This window comes from Mesorhizobium sp. M1252, assembly GCF_040318265.1.
GTDB lineage: Bacteria > Pseudomonadota > Alphaproteobacteria > Rhizobiales > Rhizobiaceae > Mesorhizobium.
Genome location: NZ_JAMYLX010000009.1, coordinates 83,027 through 97,496, shown reverse-complemented (window position 1 = coordinate 97,496; position 14,470 = coordinate 83,027). Strand labels below are relative to the sequence as shown.

Below are 14,470 nucleotides of genomic sequence, written 5' to 3'. Positions count from 1 at the left end.
TTCTACGGAATTCCGCCCGGAGTGCCCGCTTACGGACAAGGATTGCCCACGCGCTGGTGGATCGCGTCGACGGCCTTCTGCATCTCGTCGGTCCAGGTCACGTCGACTGAGGACAGCGCCATCTCGAGCTGGGCAATCGTCGTCGCGCCGATGATGCTGGAGGTAACAAAGGGTCGGCTGGCGACATAGGCGTTGGCGAACAGCGCCGGTTCGAGGCCGAAGGAGCGCGCCAGTTCGTTGTATTCGAGCTGCGCCTCCGCCGCATTTGGCGTCTCGTAGCGCTGGCCGCGGTTGAACAACTGCGAGCGCGAACCCTGCGGCCGTGCGCCATGGTCGTATTTGCCGGTGAGATAGCCCTGCGCCAGCGGCGAATAGGCGAGGAAGCCGACATCCTCGCGCCCGCAGACTTCGGCCAGGTTCACCTCAAAGGTACGGTTGACCAGATTGTAGGCGTTCTGCAGCGAAACGATGCGCGGGCCGACGCCCTTGTCGGCCTCGGCGATGAAGCGCATGACGCCCCAGGAGCTTTCGTTCGACAGGCCGAGATGGCGGATCTTTCCCGCCTTCACCAGTTCCTCGAAGACTGCGAGTGTCTCGGCGATCGGCGTCTCGCCGGGCGGCGCGCCAACGGCATCGGCACGGCGCGGCACAGCACCCACGCGGGTCGGGTTGGCGCCCCAGGGGATGTCGCGCTCCGGCCAGTGGATCTGGTAGAGGTCGAGATAGTCGGTGCCGAGCTTGGCAAGCGATTTGTCGATGGCGTCAAAGATGTCGGCGCGCACCAGTTTTGACGGCCGGTCGCCACGAAACCAGCGGTTGGCGGTGCGGCCGACCACTTTCGAGGCCAGGATGACCTTGTCGCGATTGCCCTTGGCCTTCATCCAGCTGCCGATGAACTTCTCCGTCCGCCCCTGCGTCTCGGCCTTGGGCGGGATCGGGTAGAGCTCGGCGGTGTCGATGAAATTCACGCCGCGCTCAAAAGCCAGATCCATCTGCGCATGGCCATCGGCCCCGGTGTTCTGCTCGCCCCAGGTCATCGACCCCAGGCAGATCTGGGTCACAAGAAGATCGGTCCGACCGAGACGGCGTTTATGCATCGAATTTTCTCCGGCGGGAGGTTTGCGCGGCTACGCGGGAAGGAAGCCGCATCTATAGGGAAAGCGGCGCCGCTCTCCAACCCTCAGCGGACCGACTTTTGCGTGAACCCTGGAAAGTCAGCGCCGGACGCCAGCCAAAGCGCGCCGCTTGGCCTCGTCGATCAGCATGTTGGCCACCTGCATGCGGATCATGGCGCGCTGGCGCAGATGCGGCGCGACGCGGTCGGGGTGGTTGGCGAAGTCGAAGCTGCGGCGCATGCGGCCGAGATCGGCGTTCTTGACTGGATGATCGAGGCCGAGCTCGATGGCGATCGCGTCAGGATCGATCGGCGGCAGCTTTTCCTCGGGCTTTGCCTCCTCGCCGGCCAGCGCCAGCTTGGCATGATCGAGAAGGGCGGCAAATTCTGCGGCCAGATCGGCTCCCGCCTCGCGGTATTCGGCGGCGAATGTTTCGCCCGAGACCTTGATGCGGCCGGAATGAAGCTCGTCGGCCACGGAGAGATAGTCGAACGGGATCGACGGCCGGGCGCTCGTCTCTTCCGCCGCCTCATCCTTGTCGGAGGCAACGAACAGATCGTCGAGCAAGGAAGCGAAATCCCGCTTGGCGCCGATGTCAGCCTCCCCCTCGTTTAAGCGTGCGAACAGAGCCGGTCGCAGCATAGAACCGGCTCGTTAAAAATGAATGCCGCTGATCTTAACCAGTTTAGGCGTTTGCGAGGCTTGCGCGGGCCCGGTTGGCGATGTGCAAGACCCAACAAAAAGCCGGACTGCATTTGCATGCAGTCCGGAAATTCGCCAGGAGTGGCGAGGAAAAGCCGGCCATGTGCCAGCGTCTATGCATACGGTGGGGATGCGCCACAAGTTTCAGCGCACGCGGCAATTGTGCCGAAAAAAATTCGCTTGGAATGGCTGCCATGCAAATGCTGCACTGCACAATCTTCACAATTTTCCTATACTCGGCGCCGTGGAGGATCAACAAGGGGCCGAATCATGGGGTTCTTCACTGAAATGTTTGCCCGTCCGCGTCCGCAGGAGCATCTGCGTTATCGTTCCGCACTGGCGTTGCTGCATTCGATGAGCAATGCCGACCGCGCCGACATCGGCATCAAGCCGGCCGACTTCCCGCGCATAGCCCGCGAAATGTCACCGCGTTGATCAAGGCCTTGGCGCCGAACCAGCGTCAAACGAAGTTTCCCGGCAGCGACCGGGAAACCTCGGAATGCCGAATTCGTCAACGATTCCCGAGATAGGCACCCTTGGTCAGCGGCACGCCATTGTGGCGCAGGATGTCGTAAGCCGTGGTCACGTGGAAATAGAAGTTGGGCATGGCGACATGCAGCAGATACTGCATGCCGGGCATCGAGGCTTCGCGCTGGCCAAACTTCAGTTCGACCACCCTTTCATCCGAACCATCGAATTCGGCGGCCGAGAATGACGCCAGCAGATCGAGCGTCTTGGTCAGGCGCGCCTGAAGCTCGGCGAAGGTCGCTTCATTGTCTTCGTATTTCGGCACCTCGCGACGGGCCAGCCGTGATGGCGCGCCCTTGGCGTGGTCGGTGGCGACCTGCACCTGCCTGACCAGCGCGTACATGTCGGGCGCCAACCTCGCGGTCAAAAACACCTGCGGGTCGATCTTGCGCTCGGTTGCATTCTGTTCGGCCGCCGACAGCACGCCGGACAGCGCCTTCAGCCTGGCCGAAAACACCGGCACCGAGGCTTCATACATCGATAGTGTCACGTTCAAATCTCCATTGCGGCTGAAGCGCCGACGGCGGGACGTAGCGCCTTCCCGGAGGATTTTTCAAGCGTCACCACGTCGCCGCAATCTCTATGATAGACTCCTTCGTGGTGGAGATTCTCCGATGAGACGCGTCTTTCTGGCAGCGGCCGCCTTTTGCTCCCTTGCCGCATCCGGCCAGGCTGTGTTCGCCGACGATGAACCGGCAGCCGATGACCAGGCCCCTTACGTCGATGACAGGTCAGACGCCGAGGCCGTCATCCGCTCGCTCTACAGCGCCATCAACCGGCACGAATTCGCCCGCGCCTGGGCTTACTACGGCGATACCAAGCCGGCAAAGGATTTCGATACCTTCGTCAAGGGCTATGACGGCACCGGCAGGGTCGACGTCGAAACCGGTGCTGTTTCCGACGAGGGCGCAGCCGGCAGCATCTATTACAGCGTTCCGGTCGCCATCCGCGCCACCGGCAAGGACGGCAACGAGGCGGTCTTCGCCGGCTGCTACACGCTGCGCCAGGTCAGCGCTCAGATCCAGGCCCCGCCATTCCGCCCGATCTTTATCGACAAGGGCGCGCTGAAGCCGTCCAAGGCCGATTTCGAGGAGGCTCTGCCGCCAAGCTGTGGTGACGGGCCGCCGCCGCCGAAGAAGGACACCGCACTCGAGCAGGTGAAGAAACTGTTCGCCGCCGATTATGGCGATCAGTGTGACAAGCAATTTCTCGGCGAGGAGCCGAACATCTTTTCGATCAAATACAAGGCAAAGGACGCGGCTGCCAGCGATCCCGACAAGGAAACGCGGCTTTTCGAGTTCTACTGCCAAGCGGCAGCCTATAACGCAAGTTCGGTCTACTACATGACCGACGAAGTATCGGGCGTGCGGCAGTTGCAGTTCACCGAGCCCGAAATGGATATCCGTTACGAGAACAATGACAGCGACGGCAAACTGCTGGGCATGGATATCATCGGCTTCCGCACATCCGGCTGGGCGGCCAATTCCGAATATGACGAAGACGCCAAGACGCTGACCACGTTCAACAAATGGCGCGGCATCGGCGACGCCTCGGACAAGGGGATATACCTGTTCCGTAACGGCGATTTTTCCCTCGTCCAATATGATGTGGACGCGTCTTACGATGGCGAGGAGAACCCGCAGACGGTGGTCGACTACAACACCGCGCCGTAGGGATCTTATCAGGAACCGCCGCGCTCAAGCAGTCCTTCACATTCGCCTTCTCGTTTCAGGCCGGGAACGCATCGGCCGGAAGAAGGCGCGAATGTCCTCGACCAGAAGACTCGGTTCCTCCAGCGCAGCGAAATGGCCCCCTCGCGGCATCGATGTCCATCGCTGAACGTCAAAGACCCGCGCCACCCAGGATCGAGGCGGCATCGGCAACTCGCGAGGGAAAAGCGCTACCCCAAATGGCGGCGAAACGCGTTCCAGCGTCTCGAACGCAAGAGGGAACAGTCGATTCTCCTTGTAGAGCCGCAAGGACGAGGTGAGCGCGTTGCTGAACCAATAGAGCGAAACATCCGTAAGGAGCGTGTCCATGCCGAAGGTGCGCTCCACGTCACCGTCGCAATCGCTCCAGCTACGGAACTTCTCGATCATCCAGGCTGCGAGACCGATCGGCGAGTCTGTCAGCGCATAAGCAAGCGTCTGAGGCTTCGTGCCCTGCAGATGGGCATAGGCGCCCTCCGTTGCCGTCCAGGCCGCGGCCTTTTCCAGAAAGGCCTGCTCCTCAACGGTGACAGGTGGCAGACCTGCACCCAAGGGTGGCCGATAGCTCCCGGGAATGTAATTGACGTGGACGCCAAGCACGCTTTCGGAATGGAGCCGTGCCATCCAGGCGGAAACGCCTGCGCCGATGTCGCCTCCTTGGGAAGCGAAGCGGTCGTAGCCGAGCCCGCGCATCAACTGTACCCATAACTCCGCGATGCGGCCGGAATGGAAGCCTGGTTCCGTCGGCGCCTGCGAAAAGCCGTATCCGGGCAAAGAGGGAACTACCACGTGGAAAGCGTCGGCCGGGTCACCACCATGGGCAGCTGGGTCTGCCAGCAATGGAATGACGTGTTCCATTTCGATGAACGAGCCGGGCCAGCCATGCGTTATGATCAGCGGCAGCGGCGCCGGTCCGTTGCCTGGCTGGTGGACAAAGTGGACATCTAGGTTGTTCAGCCTCGTCAGATATTGCGGCAGCCGGTTCAGCCGCGCCTCTTGCACTCTCCAGTCGAAGCGGTCTCGCCAGTAATCCGCAAGGCGCTTGATGAACGGCAGCTCGGCCCCATCGTTCCAGCCCGCTTCGCTTAGCGGAATTGGCCATCGTGTTGCGCTAAGCCGGCGCTGGAGATCTTCAAGTTGTTCGTTCGGAATTTGGATCTTGAAGGGGTGGGCGTCCATCGCTGTGCTTCCGATCTGTTGGATCATATCAGCCTACACCTAAGAGGATATCGGCCGAACCATGATTGCCAAAACCAAGGGGCACCCCTGGGCGATATGCCTCAGGGCGCCTTCGACAGCATCCAGTTCAGCGTTTGGCGCCAGTCGACCATGCGGATCGGCGTGCCATGGGTGCCGGTCTCGAACCGGACGAACCGGGTCGGATAGGCTTTCGAGTTCGCAGTGATGGAGCGGAAGAAGGCTTCCTGCTTCTCCACGGGAAAGACCGGATCCTTGCTGCCTTGGCCGAAGAACACCGGCACATGGCGCCTGTAGGCCGGGCTCGACAGGAAACCGTCATCCCACAGCGAGCCGAGCAGCAGCAGCCCGTTTATGCGCCGTCCCGTATCGTTGCGGCCGGCCAGCTTCCAGCACAGCGCACCACCCATAGAGCCGCAGGCGACGAAAATCTTGGCGTCCGGCGAGGCCTCGGCATAGTGGCCGATCAGCGCCGCGACCTGGGCCGCGCCCTTGTCGCCGAAATCGGTGAAATCGGGTGAGAGATAGAGGCCGCCATTGCCGGCCATCAGGTTCTTGATGCGGTTGAAATTGCCGCCGAAGGTGAAGTCGTCGACGCCCTGCTTGCGGCTGCCGCCCTGCCCGTGCAGGTAAAGCACGATGATGCCGGCGCCTTCGGTCTTACCGACGGCGACATGCCTGACATCGCCGGCATCGGTTTTCAGCATCAAATCCCGCTGCACCTTGCGCACGCCGGTGTCGGTATACTTAGCCTGCACGCGCTTTTCCGGCACCTCGTCGCGGTCGTTGATGTCGCGCATCTCGCGATAGTCGATGACGGTGTAGGCGCCTTTGTCCGTGGACGAGAGCGTCGCCGGATAGGCGAAGAGGTCATCCTTGTAGGGTTTTAGTTCGAGCGCGTCGGCGTGGGCGGCAGAGAACAGGAAAAAGAGCGAAATCAGAAGGCTATGGAGCGCGGCCGCCCCCCTCTGGGCTGCCGGCCATCTCCCCCTCAAGGGGGGAGATTGGATATCACGCCGCCTTCCGCCAATCTTCAAAGCTGTAGGAAAAACTGCGAGATGAGCGCCGCCATCGAAACTGCTGATCTCCCCCCTTGAGGGGGAGATGGCCGGCAGGCCAGAGGGGGGTGCGGCGGTACGATTAGCCATACTGCATGGCATGCGTTTTTCAGCCGCGCTTTGTCAATCCTGCAGCACGCCGCCGGCGTCTTCGAGCGCCTCGCGCGTGTCGACATCGATCGACGCGCCGTCGCCGATCTCGACATCGATGACATCGAACCCTTCGGCCTCGACCAGATGGCGGGCGCCGGTGTCGCCCTCGAGGTGGGCGATGCCTCCAAATAGCGCGCGTGGCAGCAGCACCGGATTGCCGCGGCGGCCGTCATGGGCGGCACGCACCACTGAGCGGCCGCCGTCCCTACGGAAGGCCTCGATCAGCCTGTCGAGATCGGCCGATGAGATGCCCGGCATGTCGCCGAGGACGATCATGGCGCCGGCCGCCTCGGCTCCAACGCGGGCAATGCCGGCTTTTAGAGACGAGGACAGGCCGTCGGCAAAATCCGGGTTGTCGGCAAAGATCACGTCGAGGCCCGAGAGAGCGGCGTGCACCCGCTCGCGCTGATGGCCGGTGACGACAACGGTGGCAGAAGCCTTGGAATCGAGCGCCCGTTCAGCGGTGCGGCGCACCAGCGGCTTGCCGTCGAACAGCGCCAGAAGCTTGTTCGGCCCGCCCATGCGGCTGGAGCGACCGGCGGCCAGAAGCACGATCTCGACCTTCAGCCCGGCTCTCGCCGGCACCGGCTCGCGCGGCTGCGGCCTGGTCGGGATTTCCATCAAGAGGCCGCCAACTCCCATGCCGGCAATGTCCTTGGCTGTGACGTCGAGGCCGGCGATCAGCCTGTCGAGCACCCAATCGAAACCGTTCTCCTTGGGGCTGCGGGCGCAACCGGGCGCGCCGATGACGCGCTTGCCGTCGAGCGTGCCCAGCACCAGCAGATTGCCGGGATCGACGGGCATGCCCGCGCGGATCACCGTGCCACCTGCTGCCTCGATCGCCGCCGGAACGACATCGTTGAAATCGCTCATCGCCGAGGCGCCGAAGATCACCACCATGTCGTTGTCGCGCGCCAGCGCGGCCGCTGCCTCGGCTACAGGCGCGATCTCGTGCGGCGTGCGGCGCTCCGTCGTCAGCCGGCCGCCGGAGCGTGCCAGCCGGGCCTCGGTGACGCGCAGCGTCTTGTCGAGCACGCTGGCCTTGATGCCGGGCAGCATCGTCTGAATGACGCCGATGCGCACCGGCCGGTAAGCGTTGACGGCGAAGATCTCGCCACCGGCGCAGATTTTCGCCACCTTGTCGACCAAAGCTGAGGCGACGGCGAAGGGGATGATCTTGACCGTCGCCACCATTTGCCCCGTCTCGACCGGCGCGTGCTGCGCCAGCGTGGCGATGGTGATGGTCGGGTCGACCGCATTGATGGCGTCGATCATGGCGGCATCGACGGTGAAGAGACCGGCGGCCTTGGCATGGAGGTTGACGCGGCCGGTCGCGGCAGGTTTTGCCTCGATGTTGCGGTGGGCCATGCTGGCAGCAATCTTTTCGGCCGCCGCATCCTCGCTTAGGTCATCGGCGGCAAGCACCGCCACGACGATCTCGGTAATGCCGGCCGCCTTCAGCACCGCCACGTCCTGCGTGCTCAGCCTGTGCGCCTTGCGGAAACGCCGCTCGCCGGCCGTCGTGGCATGCGCCAGCACCGCGCCTTGCGCCTGGTCGATTGGAACCGGACCGAATCTCACGCCGCAGCGCCTTTCGATTCCAGCCCGCGCGAGCGGAAGGCGTGGATCGTCTGCGCCAGGACGGCGACGGCGATCTCGGCCGGGCTCGCCGCGCCAATGTCGAGGCCGATCGGGGCGTGGATGCGAGAGATCTGGTCGGCGGTCGCGCCCAGCGCCAGCAAGCGCTCGACGCGCCTGGCGTGGGTTTTGCGGCTACCGAGCGCGCCGACATAGAAACAATTGGCGTCGAGTGCGGCCTTCAGCGCGAAATCGTCGATCTTCGGATCATGGGTGACGGCGGCCAGCGCCGTGTAGCTGTCGAGCGGCTGGCGCTTCACCACATCCTCCGGCCATTCGGCATGCAGCGCTACATCGGGAAAACGGTCCGGGGTGGCGAAGGCGGTGCGCGGATCGACGATCTCCAAGGGATAGCCGGCGATCCTGGCCATCGGCGCCAGCGCCTGACTGATATGGACGGCGCCGACTACCACCAGGCGCGGCTGCGGCAAATGCGCGTTGAGGAAGAAGGTGCGCCCTTCAGCCTCGACCGAACCCGAATTGCCGGTGCGAAATGCCTTGGCGATCGCTTGCCCGAGTTCCCCGGCAACCTGGTCGCCTTCGCGCACGATGCGGTCGCGGCCGTCGCCGAGATCGATGACCAGGATCGCGGCGCGGCGGGCCCGGCGTTCGGCATTGAGCGTTTTGAGAGCGTAGGGATCCATGCCTAACCAAGCCGCTCCACATAGACCTTGATGCGGCCGCCGCAGGACAGGCCGACCTGCCAGGCGGTTTCGTCGGCAACGCCGAACTCCAGCATCTTCGCTTTCCCCGAGTCGATGACGTCCATCGCCTCGCTCACCACAGCACCCTCGACGCAGCCGCCCGAGACCGAGCCGTGGAAGTTGCCTTCGGCGTCGATGACCAAGTGGCTGCCGACCGGCCTCGGCGCCGAACCCCAGGTCTCGACCACCGTGGCGATGGCAACATCCTTGCCGTCCTTCATCCAACCTTCCGCGATGATCAAGGGGTCGCGGGCCTCATCGAGATAGATGCTGTTGTCCATGATCGCTTGCCTCAAAATCTGTTTTCTCTGGGAGCCTGTTTTTCGGAATCCAATATGGCTATGCGGCGCGCCTGACACCAGCGTCCAGCCAGCGACGCGGATCGACCGAAGCGGCGGATTTCTTGTCCAGCGAGGCGCAGAGGTCGGCCAGCGCATCGAGATTGTGTACCGAGCGGAACTCGTCGACATGAGGCAGCATCGCTCTGACGCCGCGGGCCCGCGCCTCGAAGCCGCCAAAGCGCAGAAGCGGGTTGAGCCAGATCAGCCGCCGGCAGGATTTGTGCAGGCGATCCATTTCTTGCGACAGGCCGGAAACATCGTCGCGCTCCAAACCGTCGGTGATTAAAAGCACCACCGCGCCCTGCCCGAGCACGCGGCGTGACCAGTGCTTGTTGAACTCCGCCAGCGTATCGCCGATGCGGGTGCCGCCCGACCAGTCCTTCACCGCCGCCGAGCAGTCGGCAAGGGCGGCATCGGGGTCGCGATGGCGCATCTGCCGCGTGAGATTGGTCAGTCGCGTGCCGAAGACGAAGGTGTGCACGCGCCGCCGTTTTTCGGTCAGCGCATGCAGAAAGTGCAGGAAGATGCGCGTGTACTGGCTCATCGAACCGGAGATATCGGCGAGAACCACCAGCGGCGGATGCACTTCGCGGGCTGAGCGGAATTTCGGCAGGATCAGTTCGCCGCCGGTGCGCGCGGCCGAGCGCATCATGGCGCGTGGATCGATACGGCGGCCATGCAGGTCTGCCTTGAAGCGTCGGGTACGGACCATGTCGAACGGCAGCCGCAGCCGGGCAATCGCCTTCTTGGCGTCTGCCATCTCGTCGGCATTCATCTGGGCAAAGTCCTTGCCGCGCAGCACTTCATTCCCGGAGAAGGTTAGCCGGGCGTCGACTTCGATCTCCGGGATTTCCCTGACCGGCCGATTCTTCTCGTGGCCTTCGAACATGGCCTGGCTGACGCGGTTTTCTGCCGCGCGCGGCTTTTGCTTCTCCTTGGTGTCGGGCGCCACAGGCGAGAACATCGCCAGAAGTTTCTCGATCAGCTCGCGCGATTTCCAGAACAGCCGGAAGGCTTCGTCGAAAACAGGGTGATCCTCGTGCCGCGACACCAGCACGGCATGCAGCGTCCAGTAGAAATCGTCGCGCGAACCGATGCCGGCTGCCAGCACCGCCTCGATCGCATCCTTGACCGAAGCCGGCCCGACCCGCATGCCGGATTTGCGCAAGGTGCGGGCGAAATAGACGATGTTGTCGGCGATGCGCCCGTCTTCCGTCGCCTCTCTGGGTTCGGGCGCCTTCACTTGCCCTACTCCGCCGCCGCCAGTTCGGCCTTGACCTCGTCGAGGATACGCCGGCCCTCGCCCGCGCCGATGCGGGCAATGTCGTCCTGGTATTTCAGCAAAACGCCGATCGTGTCGGAGACGGTTTCGGGATCGAGCGCCACCTTGTCGAGTTCGGTCAGCGCGCCGGCCCAGTCGATGGTTTCGGCGACGCCCGGCGCCTTGAACAGCTCGACCCGGCGCAGCTTCTGGATGAACGACACCACTTCCGCGGAAAGCCGGCTGTTGGCCTGCGGCACCTTGCGGCGCACGATCTCCAGCTCGCGCTCGGCATTGGGATAGTCGACCCAGTGATAGAGGCAGCGCCGCTTCAGCGCGTCGTGGATTTCCCGCGTGCGGTTGGTGGTGATGATGACGATCGGCGGCTCCTCCGCCTTGATCGTGCCAAGCTCGGGCACCGTCACCTGGAAGTCGGACAGGATTTCGAGCAGGAACGCCTCGAAGGCTTCGTCGGTGCGATCGAGTTCGTCGATCAGGAACACCGGGGCAGCACCCGCCTTGCCGGTCAGCGCATCGAGCACCGGGCGGCGGATCAGGTATTTTTCGGAAAAGACATTGCGCTCCATGTCGGAGCGGTCGACCGAGCCTGCCGCCTCCTCCATGCGGATCTCTATCATCTGCGCGGCGTAATTCCACTCATAGACAGCGGACGAGACGTCGAGCCCCTCATAGCATTGCAGGCGGATCAGCCGGCGGCCGAGTGCCTGCGCCAGCACCTTGGCGATCTCGGTCTTGCCGACGCCGGCCTCCCCTTCAAGGAACAGCGGCCGCTGCATGCGCAGGGACAGGAACAGCACCGTTGCCAGCGAGCGGTCCGCGACGTAGTCCGCGCCGGTCAGGAGATCGAGCGTTTCGTCGATCGTCCGCGGCGCGGGGCGCGGTTTCAGCTCGGTCATTCTTTCTCCGTTGCCGCCTCTGCTCCGCTCTGCAGCACGTGGTAGTCGCGGGCGTGGTAGATCAGCGGCCGCAAATTATCGCCCATGCGCAGGCCTGTCACCTTGCCAAAAAGCACACGATGGGTGGCGAGATCCTTGGTGTCGATCAATTCGCAGTCGAAAACCGCCAGAGCGCCCTTCAGGGTAGGCGCGCCCGTCGATATGACATCCCACTCGCCAAGCGCGAAACGCTCATCGGCCGACAGCCCGGTCAGGCCTGAAAACGCCACCGATAGCGGCTGCTGGTGCGAAGCCAGCGTGTTCAGCGCAAACCGGCCGTTTTGCACGAACAGCTCGTTCTTGGCATTCTCGCGGTTGAGACAGACGAGAACCGTCGGCGGCGTGTCCGACACCGAACAGGCGGCAATCACCGTCGTGCCGCGTTTGCCGGCGGGCCCGTCGGTGGTCACCACATGGACGTGGCCGGCAAAATGCGCCATCGCGTCGCGATAGGCCTGAGGCCCTATGTCGTTCAACTTCAACACCGATGATTTTCCATAAGCGGGAATCCAAGCGTTATATATGGCGGCACACAATAGGCCACAAGCGAAGTGGTTGACGCCAATCCGCAAATTCCCGTGTTGCGCCTGGGGCGGGCAGCCTTTAGGTCTTGGCGGAAGAGACGCTGGAAGCATGCGACCGGCACGGAGGAATTCGTCGTCAGAATGCGACCCCCAACAGCTGTAATAGCGGCACTGCTCTGGCTGCTGCCGGCAAGCGCCGGCGCGCAGACTTTGCTTGTCGGCGTCGCCGCACCCCTGTCCGGTCCGTCGGCGATCCTGGGCAAGCAGATCGAGGCGGGTGCTGCCCTGGCAGCAGAAGCCAACGGCGCCGAGATCAGGACGGTCGACGATGCCTGCACCGCCGATGGCGGGGCTGCCGCCGCCAGGGAATTCGCCGCTGCGAAGGTCGATATCGTCGTCGGCTTCCTCTGCACCGAGGCGATCCAGGCGGCGCTGCCGATCCTGAAGGATGCCAACATACCGGTCATCACCGTTGGCGTGCGCACCGAAAGCCTGACCGACCGCCGCGCCAAGACCGGCTGGCCGGTCTATCGGCTGGGGCCGCGCGGCGACGACGAGCGCAATGCCGTGGCCGGCATCCTGACCCGGCTGTGGCAAAGCGAATTATTCGCCATCGTCGACGACGGCACCATCTATGGCCGCGAAATCGCCGAGACGCTGCGCGCCGCGGCCGAACAGGCGGCGCTGAAGCCGGTCTTCACAGACACGTTCCGGCCCCAGCTCGACAACCAGATCGGGCTGATCGGCCGGCTGAAGAAGGCGGGCGCGACGCATGTCTTTGCCGGTGGCGACGGCGACGACATCGCCATTATGGGCCGCGACGCCGGCCAGCTCGAGGCCGGCATCGTCTTTGCCGGCGGCGAGAATTTGCGCACGCCACCCGGCGATGTGCCTTACGCCATCGGCACGCTGATGATCGCGCCGCCGGAATGGGCCGATGTCGCCGATCCCAAGGTGCTGGCGGCGTTTACGGCCAAAAACATCGCGCCTGATGGCTATTCCTTGCCTGCCTATGCGGCGGTGGAGATCGCCAAGACGGCCTCGGCGGTGTCCGAGGGCTCCGGCAAGGGGCTGGCCGACGCGCTAACCGGGCATGATTTCACCACCGCGATCGGGCCGCTGCGGTTCGACGACAAAGGCGATCTGAGCCAAAACCTCTATCGCGCCTTCCGCTTCGACGGGACGCGTTTCGTGCCGGCGGAGACGAACTGATGTTTCGCACCGGACCGCGCAATCTGATCACCGATGTCGCCGGCCTGCGCGTCGGCAACGCGTCGGACGCGAGGTTGAAATCGGGCGTCACGACCGTGCTGTGCGATGAACCGGCGGTCGGAGGCGTGCAGATCCTCGGCGGCGCGCCGGGCACGCGCGAGACCGACCTGCTCGAACCGCACAATTCCATCGAGGCGGTCCATGCCGTGGTTCTCTCGGGCGGCTCGGCCTTCGGCCTCGACGCCGCATCGGGCGTGCAGGCGGCGTTGCGTGAAAACGGCATAGGGATCGATGTCGGCGGCTTTCGCGTGCCGATCGTGCCGGCAGCGATCCTGTTTGACCTGCGCAATGGCGGCGACAAGGATTGGGGCCAGTACCCGCCCTACCGTGACCTTGGCTACGAAGCCGCCCAGGCGGCAACAGTCGACTTTCCGCTCGGCACAATCGGCGCCGGCACCGGGGCGCTGAGTTCCGGGCTGAAGGGCGGCCTTGGCTCTGCCTCGACTGTGCTCGACAGCGGCGTCACCATCGGCGCACTCGCCGCCGCCAACCCGACCGGCTCGGTGACGATCGCGCGGACCCGCTATTTCTGGGCAGCACCCTTCGAGATCGGCGATGAGTTCGGCGGGCTTGGCTATCCCTCGCCAATGCCGGACGACGCCAGGCGGATCCTGTTGAAATACCGCGACAAGCGTGTCGGTGGACAAGCCGAGGCCGGTGGCAACACCACCATCGCCGTCATCGCCACCGACGCCGTGCTGACCAAGGCGGCAGCCAAGCGGCTGGCCATTTCAGCGCATGACGGCTTCGTGCGCGCCATCTGGCCCGTGCACACGCCGGCTGACGGCGATCTGGTGTTCGCGCTGGCGACGGGGAAGAGCGGCATAGAACTCAGCGCCGACGATGCCGTCGATTTCTTTGCCGCCGCCGGCGCCACCATGGCGCGCGCCATCAGCCGCGGCATCCATGCCGCGATGCCGGCCGATGGCGATCTGTTTCCGGTGTGGTCGTCGCGCTGACTTTCAGTCAGGTCGGGTCGGACTCCTCTTCCTCGAAGCTGACCGCGACATCCGAATTCGCCGACAGCCAGACTTTCTGGCCCTCGACCTCGGCAAGCAGGCTCAAGGGAATGTAGTGGTGATGCCCCTGATGGGCGCCCTCGCCGCTGTCGGCCTTGGTCAACTTGATCCGCTCGCCATCAACCCTGTCGACGGTGCCGATGTGAACGCCGTCGGCGCCGACCACTTCCATATGCTCGCGAATCTTGCTGGCCTCAGTCATGGGGTGTTCTCCTTTTGAAAACGATCGACGATAACAAACAGAGGCGGAATTGGATGCATCGCCTTTCGAATAGCACGATGTTTTGACTGTC

Annotated in this window: 16 protein-coding genes; 4 read left to right on the top strand and 12 right to left on the bottom strand. The window is 63.9% G+C overall.

Features of this window, described 5'->3' with window-relative positions:
* Nucleotides 1-29 precede the first annotated feature (29 nt).
* Nucleotides 30-1,097 (bottom strand): aldo/keto reductase, encoded by a 1,068-nt coding sequence (locus tag NKH22_RS19195; RefSeq protein ID WP_352910551.1) that lies wholly within the window; start codon nt 1,095-1,097, stop codon nt 30-32.
* 117 nt (nt 1,098-1,214) lie between these two features.
* Nucleotides 1,215-1,757, bottom strand: coding sequence for a hypothetical protein (locus tag NKH22_RS19190; protein WP_352910548.1), 543 nt, complete (start codon nt 1,755-1,757; stop codon nt 1,215-1,217).
* Nucleotides 1,758-2,087: 330 nt separating this feature from the next.
* On the opposite strand from NKH22_RS19190, the gene NKH22_RS19185 reads away from it, so the two are divergent.
* Nucleotides 2,088-2,252 (top strand): hypothetical protein, encoded by a 165-nt coding sequence (locus NKH22_RS19185; RefSeq protein WP_023711473.1) that lies wholly within the window; start codon nt 2,088-2,090, stop codon nt 2,250-2,252.
* A gap of 76 nt (nt 2,253-2,328) precedes the next feature.
* Here NKH22_RS19185 and NKH22_RS19180 read toward each other — a convergent pair whose 3' ends face one another.
* On the bottom strand, nt 2,329-2,835 hold the full coding sequence (locus NKH22_RS19180; protein WP_023669071.1) for a DUF1993 domain-containing protein: 507 nt from the start codon (nt 2,833-2,835) through the stop codon (nt 2,329-2,331).
* A gap of 124 nt (nt 2,836-2,959) precedes the next feature.
* Here NKH22_RS19180 and NKH22_RS19175 point away from each other — a divergent pair, with 124 nt between their 5' ends.
* Nucleotides 2,960-4,018, top strand: a complete 1,059-nt coding sequence (locus NKH22_RS19175) for a DUF1176 domain-containing protein (protein ID WP_023711474.1) — start codon at nt 2,960-2,962, stop codon at nt 4,016-4,018.
* 36 nt (nt 4,019-4,054) lie between these two features.
* Here the strand turns inward: NKH22_RS19175 and NKH22_RS19170 are convergent, their stop codons facing one another.
* From NKH22_RS19170 to NKH22_RS19135, 8 genes are all read right to left on the bottom strand, one after another.
* A complete protein-coding gene (locus NKH22_RS19170) occupies nt 4,055-5,260 on the bottom strand; it encodes an epoxide hydrolase family protein (RefSeq protein ID WP_245260293.1) in 1,206 nt (401 codons plus the stop codon).
* Between the two features lie 74 nt (nt 5,261-5,334).
* Complete coding sequence (locus NKH22_RS19165) at nt 5,335-6,192, bottom strand: alpha/beta hydrolase (RefSeq protein ID WP_027049509.1); 858 nt, start codon at nt 6,190-6,192, stop codon at nt 5,335-5,337.
* A gap of 240 nt (nt 6,193-6,432) precedes the next feature.
* Nucleotides 6,433-8,043 carry an NTP transferase domain-containing protein gene (locus NKH22_RS19160; protein WP_352910543.1) on the bottom strand — a complete coding sequence of 537 codons (1,611 nt, stop codon included), beginning with the start codon at nt 8,041-8,043 and terminating at the stop codon, nt 6,433-6,435.
* Nucleotides 8,040-8,744 carry an XdhC family protein gene (locus tag NKH22_RS19155; RefSeq protein ID WP_352910540.1) on the bottom strand — a complete coding sequence of 235 codons (705 nt, stop codon included), beginning with the start codon at nt 8,742-8,744 and terminating at the stop codon, nt 8,040-8,042. The genes NKH22_RS19160 and NKH22_RS19155 overlap by 4 nt, the downstream gene beginning before the upstream one ends.
* Nucleotides 8,745-8,746: 2 nt before the next feature.
* Complete coding sequence (locus tag NKH22_RS19150) at nt 8,747-9,085, bottom strand: XdhC family protein (RefSeq protein ID WP_023700845.1); 339 nt, start codon at nt 9,083-9,085, stop codon at nt 8,747-8,749.
* Between the two features lie 58 nt (nt 9,086-9,143).
* On the bottom strand, nt 9,144-10,388 hold the full coding sequence (locus tag NKH22_RS19145; RefSeq protein WP_352910538.1) for a vWA domain-containing protein: 1,245 nt from the start codon (nt 10,386-10,388) through the stop codon (nt 9,144-9,146).
* Nucleotides 10,389-10,393: 5 nt separating this feature from the next.
* The gene (locus NKH22_RS19140; protein ID WP_023700847.1) at nt 10,394-11,323 is read right to left on the bottom strand and encodes an AAA family ATPase; all 930 of its coding nucleotides are present in this window, start codon (nt 11,321-11,323) and stop codon (nt 10,394-10,396) included.
* Complete coding sequence (locus tag NKH22_RS19135) at nt 11,320-11,847, bottom strand: flavin reductase (RefSeq protein WP_023690179.1); 528 nt, start codon at nt 11,845-11,847, stop codon at nt 11,320-11,322. Before NKH22_RS19135 ends, NKH22_RS19140 begins: the two co-directional genes overlap by 4 nt.
* A 180-nt stretch (nt 11,848-12,027) precedes the next feature.
* On the opposite strand from NKH22_RS19135, the gene NKH22_RS19130 reads away from it, so the two are divergent.
* Nucleotides 12,028-13,098 carry a branched-chain amino acid ABC transporter substrate-binding protein gene (locus NKH22_RS19130; protein ID WP_023754385.1) on the top strand — a complete coding sequence of 357 codons (1,071 nt, stop codon included), beginning with the start codon at nt 12,028-12,030 and terminating at the stop codon, nt 13,096-13,098.
* Nucleotides 13,098-14,117 (top strand): P1 family peptidase, encoded by a 1,020-nt coding sequence (locus NKH22_RS19125; RefSeq protein ID WP_352910535.1) that lies wholly within the window; start codon nt 13,098-13,100, stop codon nt 14,115-14,117. The genes NKH22_RS19130 and NKH22_RS19125 overlap by 1 nt, the downstream gene beginning before the upstream one ends.
* A 7-nt stretch (nt 14,118-14,124) precedes the next feature.
* Here the strand turns inward: NKH22_RS19125 and NKH22_RS19120 are convergent, their stop codons facing one another.
* On the bottom strand, nt 14,125-14,379 hold the full coding sequence (locus NKH22_RS19120) for a DUF2171 domain-containing protein (protein WP_023669083.1): 255 nt from the start codon (nt 14,377-14,379) through the stop codon (nt 14,125-14,127).
* Nucleotides 14,380-14,470: the final 91 nt, after the last annotated feature.

Excerpts from the sequence above, each read along its gene's own strand:
- NKH22_RS19195 (WP_352910551.1), bottom strand. The coding sequence starts at position 1,097 with ATGCATAAACGCCGTCTCGGTCGGACCGATCTTCTTGTGACCCAGATC.
- NKH22_RS19190 (WP_352910548.1), bottom strand. The coding sequence starts at position 1,757 with ATGCTGCGACCGGCTCTGTTCGCACGCTTAAACGAGGGGGAGGCTGAC.
- NKH22_RS19185 (WP_023711473.1), top strand. The coding sequence starts at position 2,088 with ATGGGGTTCTTCACTGAAATGTTTGCCCGTCCGCGTCCGCAGGAGCAT.
- NKH22_RS19175 (WP_023711474.1), top strand. The coding sequence starts at position 2,960 with ATGAGACGCGTCTTTCTGGCAGCGGCCGCCTTTTGCTCCCTTGCCGCA.
- NKH22_RS19170 (WP_245260293.1), bottom strand. The coding sequence starts at position 5,260 with ATGATCCAACAGATCGGAAGCACAGCGATGGACGCCCACCCCTTCAAG.
- NKH22_RS19155 (WP_352910540.1), bottom strand. The coding sequence starts at position 8,744 with ATGGATCCCTACGCTCTCAAAACGCTCAATGCCGAACGCCGGGCCCGC.
- NKH22_RS19150 (WP_023700845.1), bottom strand. The coding sequence starts at position 9,085 with ATGGACAACAGCATCTATCTCGATGAGGCCCGCGACCCCTTGATCATC.
- NKH22_RS19140 (WP_023700847.1), bottom strand. The coding sequence starts at position 11,323 with ATGACCGAGCTGAAACCGCGCCCCGCGCCGCGGACGATCGACGAAACG.
- NKH22_RS19130 (WP_023754385.1), top strand. The coding sequence starts at position 12,028 with ATGCGACCCCCAACAGCTGTAATAGCGGCACTGCTCTGGCTGCTGCCG.
- NKH22_RS19125 (WP_352910535.1), top strand. The coding sequence starts at position 13,098 with ATGTTTCGCACCGGACCGCGCAATCTGATCACCGATGTCGCCGGCCTG.
- NKH22_RS19120 (WP_023669083.1), bottom strand. The coding sequence starts at position 14,379 with ATGACTGAGGCCAGCAAGATTCGCGAGCATATGGAAGTGGTCGGCGCC.